General features: G+C 62.2%; 4 protein-coding genes and 1 pseudogene. 4 read left to right on the top strand and 1 reads right to left on the bottom strand.

Annotated elements, in window-relative coordinates:
* The 4 genes and pseudogenes from AB7I51_RS16855 to recD2 all read left to right on the top strand — a co-directional run.
* On the top strand, positions 1–1,280 hold a 1,280-nt coding region (locus AB7I51_RS16855), incomplete at its 5' end, for an RsmB/NOP family class I SAM-dependent RNA methyltransferase (RefSeq protein WP_428406351.1).
* Between the two features lie 81 nt (positions 1,281–1,361).
* Complete coding sequence (gene guaA / locus AB7I51_RS16860) at positions 1,362–2,963, top strand: glutamine-hydrolyzing GMP synthase (RefSeq protein WP_428404810.1); 1,602 nt, start codon at positions 1,362–1,364, stop codon at positions 2,961–2,963.
* Positions 2,964–3,281: 318 nt separating this feature from the next.
* Positions 3,282–3,926: pseudogene (locus AB7I51_RS16865) on the top strand (tyrosine-type recombinase/integrase); the annotation flags it as partial.
* A 181-nt stretch (positions 3,927–4,107) separates the two neighbouring features.
* The gene (recD2, locus tag AB7I51_RS16870; RefSeq protein ID WP_428404811.1) at positions 4,108–6,306 is read left to right on the top strand and encodes an SF1B family DNA helicase RecD2; all 2,199 of its coding nucleotides are present in this window, start codon (positions 4,108–4,110) and stop codon (positions 6,304–6,306) included.
* Positions 6,307–6,390: 84 nt separating this feature from the next.
* On the opposite strand, the gene AB7I51_RS16875 is transcribed toward recD2, so the two are convergent.
* A complete protein-coding gene (locus tag AB7I51_RS16875; protein ID WP_428404812.1) occupies positions 6,391–7,965 on the bottom strand; it encodes a hypothetical protein in 1,575 nt (524 codons plus the stop codon).
* Positions 7,966–8,369 lie beyond the last annotated feature (404 nt).

Genomic DNA, 8,369 nt, shown 5'->3' on the forward strand with positions numbered 1-8,369 from the left:
CCGCACATGTCTCCGCCGCGATCGAAATTCTCGACGACCTTGCAAGGCGTCGGCGGCCGGCCGCCGACGCTCTGAAGGATTGGGGCATCGCCCATCGCTTCGCCGGCTCGAAGGATCGCGCCGCCATCGCCAGCCTCGTCTTCGACGCGCTGAGGAAGCGCGCTTCGGCGGCCTTCGTGATGGGAGACGATACGTCTCGCGCGATCATGCTTGGCGCGCTGCGCGAAGCGCGCGGGTTTGACGCCGAAGCGATCGCGGCGCTTTGCTTCGGCGAACGCCATGCGCCGGCGCCGCTTTCCGACGACGAGCGTCACCGACTTGCGACGGCCGCTCTCGACGCCGCGCCGGACCATATGCGCGGCGACTATCCGGAATGGCTTAGCGAGCGCTTCGACGCCGCTTTCGGCGCGCGCGCGGCTGAAGAGGGCGCGGCGCTCGCCGCCCGCGCGCCGGTCGATCTACGGGTCAATATTCTCAAATGCTCGCGCGAACAGGCGCTCGAAAAGCTCGCGCATCTGGCGCCCAAGCCGACGCCGCTCTCGCCGATCGGTCTGCGCATCGACATTGGGCAGGGGCGGGGGCCGGCGCTGACCGCCGAGACCGCCTATTTGAAAGGTCTCGTCGAGCTTCAGGACGAGGCCTCGCAGCTTGCCGCGCTGCTCTGCGCCGCCGCTCCCGGCGAGCAGGTTCTCGACCTTTGCGCCGGCGGCGGCGGCAAGACGCTGGCGCTCGCGGCGCAGATGCATAACCGCGGCCAGATCTACGCCCATGATTCCGATGCGCGCCGGCTCGCGCCGATCCACGAGCGGCTGGAACGGGCGGGAGCGCGCAACGTTCAGGTGCGAGCGCCGCGCGGCAATGCCGACGTGCTCGCCGATCTCGACGCGCGCTGCGACCTCGTGGCGATCGACGCGCCATGCACCGGAACCGGCGCCTGGCGTCGCCATCCGGACGCCAAATGGCGCCTCGCGCCCGGCGCGCTTGAACTGAGGCTGAAGGAGCAGCGCCAACTTCTGGCGAAGGCGGCGCGCTTCGTGAAGCCGGGCGGGCGACTCGCCTATGTCACCTGTTCAGTGTTGCGCGACGAAAACGAGGACCAAGTCGCAGCCTTTCTCGATGGCCATCCTGAGTTCGCCGCGCTTTCCGCCGAGGAGATGGCGGAAAAGGCGGGCCTGCCGGACCTCGCTCGCTTCGCCTCGCCGCATGGTCCGGGCATTCGCCTGTCGCCGGCGTCGAGCGGGACGGACGGGTTTTATGTGTGCGTGATGGTGCGGCGCTGAGTTGCGCGCTTGGCGCCCGTCTCTTAAGACCAGTCCGAGCGCTCCAACCCGCGGTGAACTGCGGTTCAATCAGGTTTGACCATGACCGCCGCCGACGCCTTCCATCACGACATCGCTGATCGCCACGACAAGGTGCTGATCGTCGATTTCGGCTCGCAGGTGACGCAGCTCATCGCCAGGCGGGTGCGCGAGGCGGGGGTCTATTGCGAAATCGCGCCGTTCCAGAACGCCGAGCCCGCCTTCGCCGACATCCGTCCCAAGGCGGTGATCCTCTCGGGCGGGCCATGCTCGGTGACGGAGGAGGGCTCGCCGCGCGCGCCACAGGCGATTTTCGATTCCGGCGTGCCGGTGCTTGGCATTTGCTATGGCGAGCAGACGATGGCGGTTCAGCTCGGCGGCAAGGTCGAGGGCGGCCACCATCGTGAATTCGGCCGCGCCGAGGTGACGGCGCTGGAGCAAAGCGCGCTTCTCGACGGCGTATGGGAGAAGGGCGGCAGCTTTCCCGTCTGGATGAGCCACGGCGACCGGGTGACGAAGCTCCCCGAAGGATTTCACGTCATCGCCGCTTCTGAGAACGCGCCTTTCGCGGCAATCGCGGATGAACAGCGGCGCTATTACGGCGTGCAGTTTCATCTCGAAGTCGCGCATACGCCTGACGGCGCGAAGCTCCTGTCGAATTTCGTGCACAAGGTCGCGGGGCTCAAATCCGACTGGACGATGGCGGCGTTTCGCGGCGAGGCGATCGCTGCGATCCGACGCCAGGTCGGCGACGGGCGCGTGCTTTGCGGACTTTCCGGCGGCGTCGACAGCGCTGTCGCGGCGGTGCTGATTCACGAAGCGATCGGCGATGCGCTGACCTGCGTCTTCGTCGATCACGGATTGTTACGCCAGGGCGAGGCGGAAGAGGTCGTGCGGCTCTTTCGCGACCATTACAACATCCCGCTGCATCACGTCGAAGCCGCCGATCTGTTCCTTGGCGCGCTCGATGGCGTCGACGATCCGGAGACGAAGCGCAAGACCATCGGCCGGCTCTTCATCGAAACCTTTGAAGCCGAAGCGAAGAAGATTGCGCAGGACGGGCGCGGCGCGCCGCAGTTTCTCGCGCAAGGCACGCTCTATCCCGACGTGATCGAGAGCGTCTCCTTCACCGGCGGCCCGTCGGTGACGATCAAATCGCATCACAATGTCGGCGGCCTTCCGGAGCGCATGAACATGCGGCTCGTCGAACCCTTGCGCGAACTCTTCAAGGACGAAGTGCGCGCGCTCGGGCGCGAACTCGGATTGCCTGAGGCCTTTGTCGGGCGCCATCCCTTTCCGGGGCCAGGGCTCGCGATCCGCTGTCCCGGATTTGTGACGCGCGAGAAGCTGGCGATTTTGCGCAAGGCCGACGCGGTGTATCTCGACGAAATCCGCAAGGCAGGATTGTATGACGATATCTGGCAGGCCTTCGCCGCGCTCCTCCCGGTGCGCAGCGTCGGCGTGATGGGCGACGGCCGCACATACGATTACGTCGTCGCGCTGCGCGCGGTCACGTCAAGCGACGGCATGACGGCGGATTTCTTTCCCTTCGACATGAGCTTTCTGGGCCGCGCCGCGACCCGCATCATCAACGAAGTGAAGGGCGTCAACCGCGTGGTCTATGACGTGACGTCGAAGCCGCCGGGGACGATTGAGTGGGAATGATTTTTGCCCCTCCAGCGTATCCGAAACTACGCCGCAATACGACATAACTGACTGAAATCTATATATAAAAATGTATAAGTCTTTCGTGGACTATCGCAGGACATGCGTCCGGTCTGACGGTATTTCTGACGGTATGCGCCCGCTTGATCCATTGGCCTTTCGAAGATACCGTCAGGGTTGAGAGGGCCTTTGACGGTATTTTGCATGAGCTAAATCATTGAAATAAAGCAATAAATTACCTTTAATGCGAGCCATTTTTGGCCTGACGGTATTTTAGAGGCTCTCGCCCGTTTTTTGATCCGATCCCGGAGGGAGTAAATGCTGACGGACGCTGGCGTTAAGTCACTGAAACCTAAAGAGAAATCATACAAGGTAGCGGACCGTGACGGTATGTATCTCGTGGTCCAGCCGTCGGGCACGATCGTGTTCCGCCTCGACTACCGGATGAATGGTCGTCGAGAGACCGTGACGCTGGGCCGCTATGGCGCAGCGGGGATTTCGTTGGCCCGTGCCCGCGAAAAGCTCATCGACGCCAAGCGGGCGATAACGGACGGGCGATCGCCGGCACAAGAGAAGCAGCGAGAGAAGCGGCGACTGAAGGAGGCCAAGAGTTTTGGTGAGTTCGCCGAGCGCTGGTTCCAGGAAGGGCGCATGGCCGACAGCACCAAAGCGATGCGAAGGGCGATCTACGAGCGCGACCTCCTGCCCAAGTACCGCAACCGTCTGCTCACCGAGATCACGGCAGAGGATCTGCGGGCTTTATGCGCCGCGGTCAAAGAGCGCGGTGCGCCGGCGGTCGCTATCCATGTCCGCGATATCGTGAAGCAGATCTACGGCTTCGCGATCCTGCGCGGAGAGAAGGTCCACAATCCCGCCGAGGATGTCGGGCCGGCGTCCATCGCTCATTTTGTGCCGCGCGACCGGTCTCTGTCCCCGTCGGAGATTCGGATCATGCTCAATCAATCAACCGGCGATTTTTTCAGCGCTATCGGCGCAAAGCGGCCTTAGGAGAAGGGACTTTCTTGACCCATCTGATACATTCCGTAGCATTTATTCAGCGTTGGATTTCGAACACCTTACATAATTGCAAGGACTCGCGTTCTAGTGTGTTCTGAAAACCATCACACCAGCATAGTCGCCATCGTTGCAATCGTCCTTTGACACGGCACAGCCTCGGGAAACGCTCGTCGGCTCGGTCGAGCGCGTGACTTTCCACAACGAGGATAACGGGTTTGCCGTCCTTAAGGTGAAGGCGCGAGGAAAGCGCGACCTCGTCCCAGTAGTCGGCCACATCGCGTCGATCTCCGCCGGCGAATTCATCCACGCCGTCGGCGTCTGGATCACCGACCGGGCCCATGGGCTTCAGTTCAAAGCCGATTTCCTCAAGACCACGCCGCCGACGACGGCGGAGGGGATCGAAAAATATCTCGGCTCCGGCATGGTCCGCGGAATCGGGTCGGTCCTCGCCAAGCGGATCGTGGCCGCCTTCGGCGAAAAGACCTTCGAGATTATCGAGGCCGAGCCTGAGCGGATGCGTGAGGTCTCCGGCATCGGCGAATTCCGCGCCGGGAAGATCATCGCTGGATGGGCAGAGCAGAAGGCCGTGCGCGATATCATGGTGTTCCTGCATGCCCACGGCGTCGGCACGTCGCGCGCTGTCCGCATCTTCAAGACCTATGGCCATGACGCCATCCAGGTCATGACCGAGAACCCGTATCGATTAGCGCGCGACATCCGCGGCATCGGGTTTCGAACCGCCGACTCCATCGCCATGAAGCTCGGCATGACGCGGGAGGCGCCGCAGCGCGTGAGGGCGGGGATTTCCTTCGCCTTGCAGGAGGCGATGGACGAGGGCCATTGCGGTTTGCCGGTCGAGGAGCTGGTCAAGCTCGCCGTCACCTTGCTCGAGGTGGACGAGGCCATCGTCCACAACGCGCTAGATGCCGAACTCGCCGACGGCGATATCGTGGCCGATGCGATCGAGGGGAAGCCCTGCGTGTTCCTGCGGGGCCTGCACCTTGCAGAGCGCGGAATCGCCGATCGGCTGCGCGCCTTGGTGCAGGGCGCGCCGCCATGGCCGATGATCGACGCCCAAAAAGCTGTCCCATGGGTCGAGGCGCGCACGGGAAAAACGCTGGCCGCCTCGCAGCGCGCCGCAATCGAAATGGTCCTCAAATCCAAGGTCGCGGTGGTGACCGGCGGTCCGGGCGTCGGCAAGACGACGCTCCTCGACGCCATCCTCCGCATCCTCGCGGCCAAAGGGATGAAGCTCCTCCTCGCGGCACCCACGGGCCGCGCGGCCAAGCGAATGGCGGAACAGACCGGTCTCGAAGCGAAGACGATCCATCGACTGCTCGAGACCGATCCAAAGAACGGCGGCTTTCGTCGCGACGCCGACAACCCCCTCGAATGCGATCTCCTCGTCATCGACGAGACCAGCATGGTCGACGCGCCGCTGATGTTCGCCGTGATGAAGGCCATCTCGCCGAGCGCCGGCCTGCTGCTTGTCGGCGACGCAGACCAGCTCCCCTCGGTGGGCCCCGGTCAAGTGCTCGCCGACATCATCGACTGCAGCGCCCTCCCGGTAGCGCGGCTGACGGAGGTCTTCCGCCAGGCGGCGGAAAGCCGGATCGTCGTCAACGCGCACCGCATCAACCGGGGCGCGATGCCGGAATGGCCGAAATCAGGACAAGCCTCGGATTTTTACTTCGTGGAGGTCGCCGATCCTGAAAGAGGCGCAGCAAAGGTCGTCGAGGTCGTGCGGGACCGCATTCCTCGGCGATTTGGCCTTGATCCTGTCGGTGACGTGCAGGTTCTCTGCCCGATGCAGCGCGGCGCCCTTGGCGCCCGCGCGCTCAACGCCGATCTCCAGAAAGCGCTGAATCCGAACATGTCGGAGAAGACCGAGCGTTTCGGTTCTACCTTCGCGCCCGGCGACAAGGTAATGCAGATCGAAAACGATTACGAGCGCGAAGTGTTCAACGGCGACCTCGGCCGAGTCCGGCGCATTGATCCAGCCGAAGGCGTCCTCATCGCCGAATTCGACGGTCGCGAGGTCGAATATCCATTCGGTGAACTCGACGCCCTTGTTCCCGCCTATGCGACGACAATCCATAAGTCGCAAGGCTCTGAATATCCGGCGGTCGTGATAACCATCGCCACCCAGCATTACACAATGCTTGCGCGGAATCTCGTTTACACCGCGGTCACGCGCGGCAAACGCCTTGTCGTCATTGTCGGCCAACGCAAGGCGCTGGCCATCGCGGTCCGGACCCATGGGCGGAAGCGTCGATGGACCAAGCTCAAGGAATGGCTTGCGGGCCGTCTGGCGACGCGAGCGTGACTGTCGCGTTTTGTTCTTTGGAGATGTTCCCCGTACGTCTCTGAAACCGATCGCCGGCCTTTTCTTGCGCCTCGGATGCGGACGTCACCGCCCTTGCGTCGCTTCGATTGTTTTTTTTGCGATAAGAACCGCAAGCGGAATCTCTGACAACGGACGGGAGCCAAGTAGTTCACGCGCTACGAGAACAAAGTCTTCTGCGTTGTCGTCAGCGGGATCGTCGCTGACGCCGAGTGCGGTCCAGGCAAGAAGCTCGCCCCAATATCGGCGCCTATGCGAAATTACCTCCTGCAAGACGTTGCCGATCTTTTCTTTTTTCGTTTTCCCGCGCAGGGCGGCGGCCAGAGCCGCTTCACTGTCTTCGAACCAAGTGTCCAACCATTCCTGCGATTCTTCCCACCGCTTGGACCGCGTGAGCGCGCCCATAATCGTCCTCTCGTCGAGCCTCTCTTTCGGCAAGTCCGCGAGAAGCTGATCCAGGAGGGCTTCTGGCGGATGTTCCCTCGGCGTAAACGGGGCGATGCCTGTGGCTTCGATGAATTGCAACAAGCCGAAGGGTATCGCTTCTCCCTTAGCCAGCGCGGCGGCGACCCCGTGTTCGAGTGCGGTTCGGACGCGATCGAGCGAACTGCTGAAATTGCTCATCTCGAATTCGATCTGGACGAGAAAAGCCTTAGCTTCCATTTCCGTCAGGCTCGGACGGAGCCACGCATCGCGCAAACCAAATCCATGCTTGTTCAGAAGCGCGGCGATGGAATATTTGCGTCGCTCGCGGAGGATCACAAACCAACTCTGTGCGCCGGCCCCATCGCAAGGCGAGACAAGGATTTCGCTTATCTGCGCCGTCGCATGAGGCGCAGCGGAAATCCCCTTATGCTGCGCCGCCCGAATAATCGCATCGATCGTAGAACGCCGGTCTTCATCGAGCCAATTGCGCATGATGACCAGTCGGCCGACCGTAGCCGCAGAAACCAAGCCCTTTGATGCGCTCTGCGCCAGAATCCCCGCGACGCCGTTTCCGACTGAAGAGTCTGCATCGAGCAAGAACCCTGCGATGGCGTCACGAAGAGAAGGCGTTGACGAGGCGGCCAGGGTCGCTATCAAGGCTAATCGCGGCTCGATGGGCGCAAAATTGATTAAGTCTCTGAGCTGCTCGTATATGAGAAAGCAATTATGCTCGAGCTCCTCCGCGAGATTTGCAAATGTCCGCTCCAAGTCGTCATGTACGAATTTTGGATCAACATTGGTTTCTAATTCCAAATCGGCTTCAATAACACGACTAAGTTCTGCGCCGAGATCAACCTTTGCGGCTGAAAAGCTCCGTGAGATCGCCATCAAGGCTTTCGTGTTAGCCTTTTCGCCCGGCCTCTCCTTCAAGACGGCGGCGCGCACAGTCGCGGCCAAGTCATTGGCGGCGATCGAACCGTTTTCTTCTCGCCAGCGCGCGGACTCCAGCGCCTTTTCCAGCATGATGCTGAAGGCGAGGATCAACTGGCTGTTCGCGCGTTTCTTGCGCGACTCTGCGAATAGAAGCCGCACCACGTCGGCGACGCTTGGCGGATGGGAAGCAAGCGCCTCTCCCAAATCCCGAGGAATGGCTCCAGGCACGCCGCCCTCCATCGCCTTGGCGATCACCTTTCCCAGTTGGCGCATCGGCGACATGAGCGTCGCTCCTTAAGTTGTCCCGCCGAAGTCTTATTGGACCGAGCTGCTCCCGGCAACACGCGGCGGTAAGGCGAAGAAGTGACCCTAACCGGACTGTCGACTTTCGCTTTGAGGCCAGAATTTGATGCTTTAATGGGGCTGGTAGGATGCCGATTAAGATCGCAAGGCAAGCGTCCCCGGTGCGGGCGACCCGCAGCGCGGCCGCTGACCTCCTCTCGATGGCCACTCGCTTTCCACTATGATGACGAATCCATCGCGGCCTCGACGTGCGCGCCTAGCCCGTCTTATTCGTGACGGCGCGACTTTCGGCGTCGTCGTGATGTCGGGCGGCATGGCCGCGCGGCGGCGTTCGGGTTTTTCACCCCTTCTAGGACCGCACTTTATGGAACGCGTTGGAGGGA

Origin of the sequence: Methylocystis sp., assembly GCF_050246715.1 — a bacterium.
Classification (GTDB): domain Bacteria; phylum Pseudomonadota; class Alphaproteobacteria; order Rhizobiales; family Beijerinckiaceae; genus Methylocystis.

Coding starts and splice junctions, on each gene's coding strand:
- guaA (WP_428404810.1), top strand. CDS start 1,362: ATGACCGCCGCCGACGCCTTCCATCACGACATCGCTGATCGCCACGAC.
- AB7I51_RS16875 (WP_428404812.1), bottom strand. CDS start 7,965: ATGTCGCCGATGCGCCAACTGGGAAAGGTGATCGCCAAGGCGATGGAG.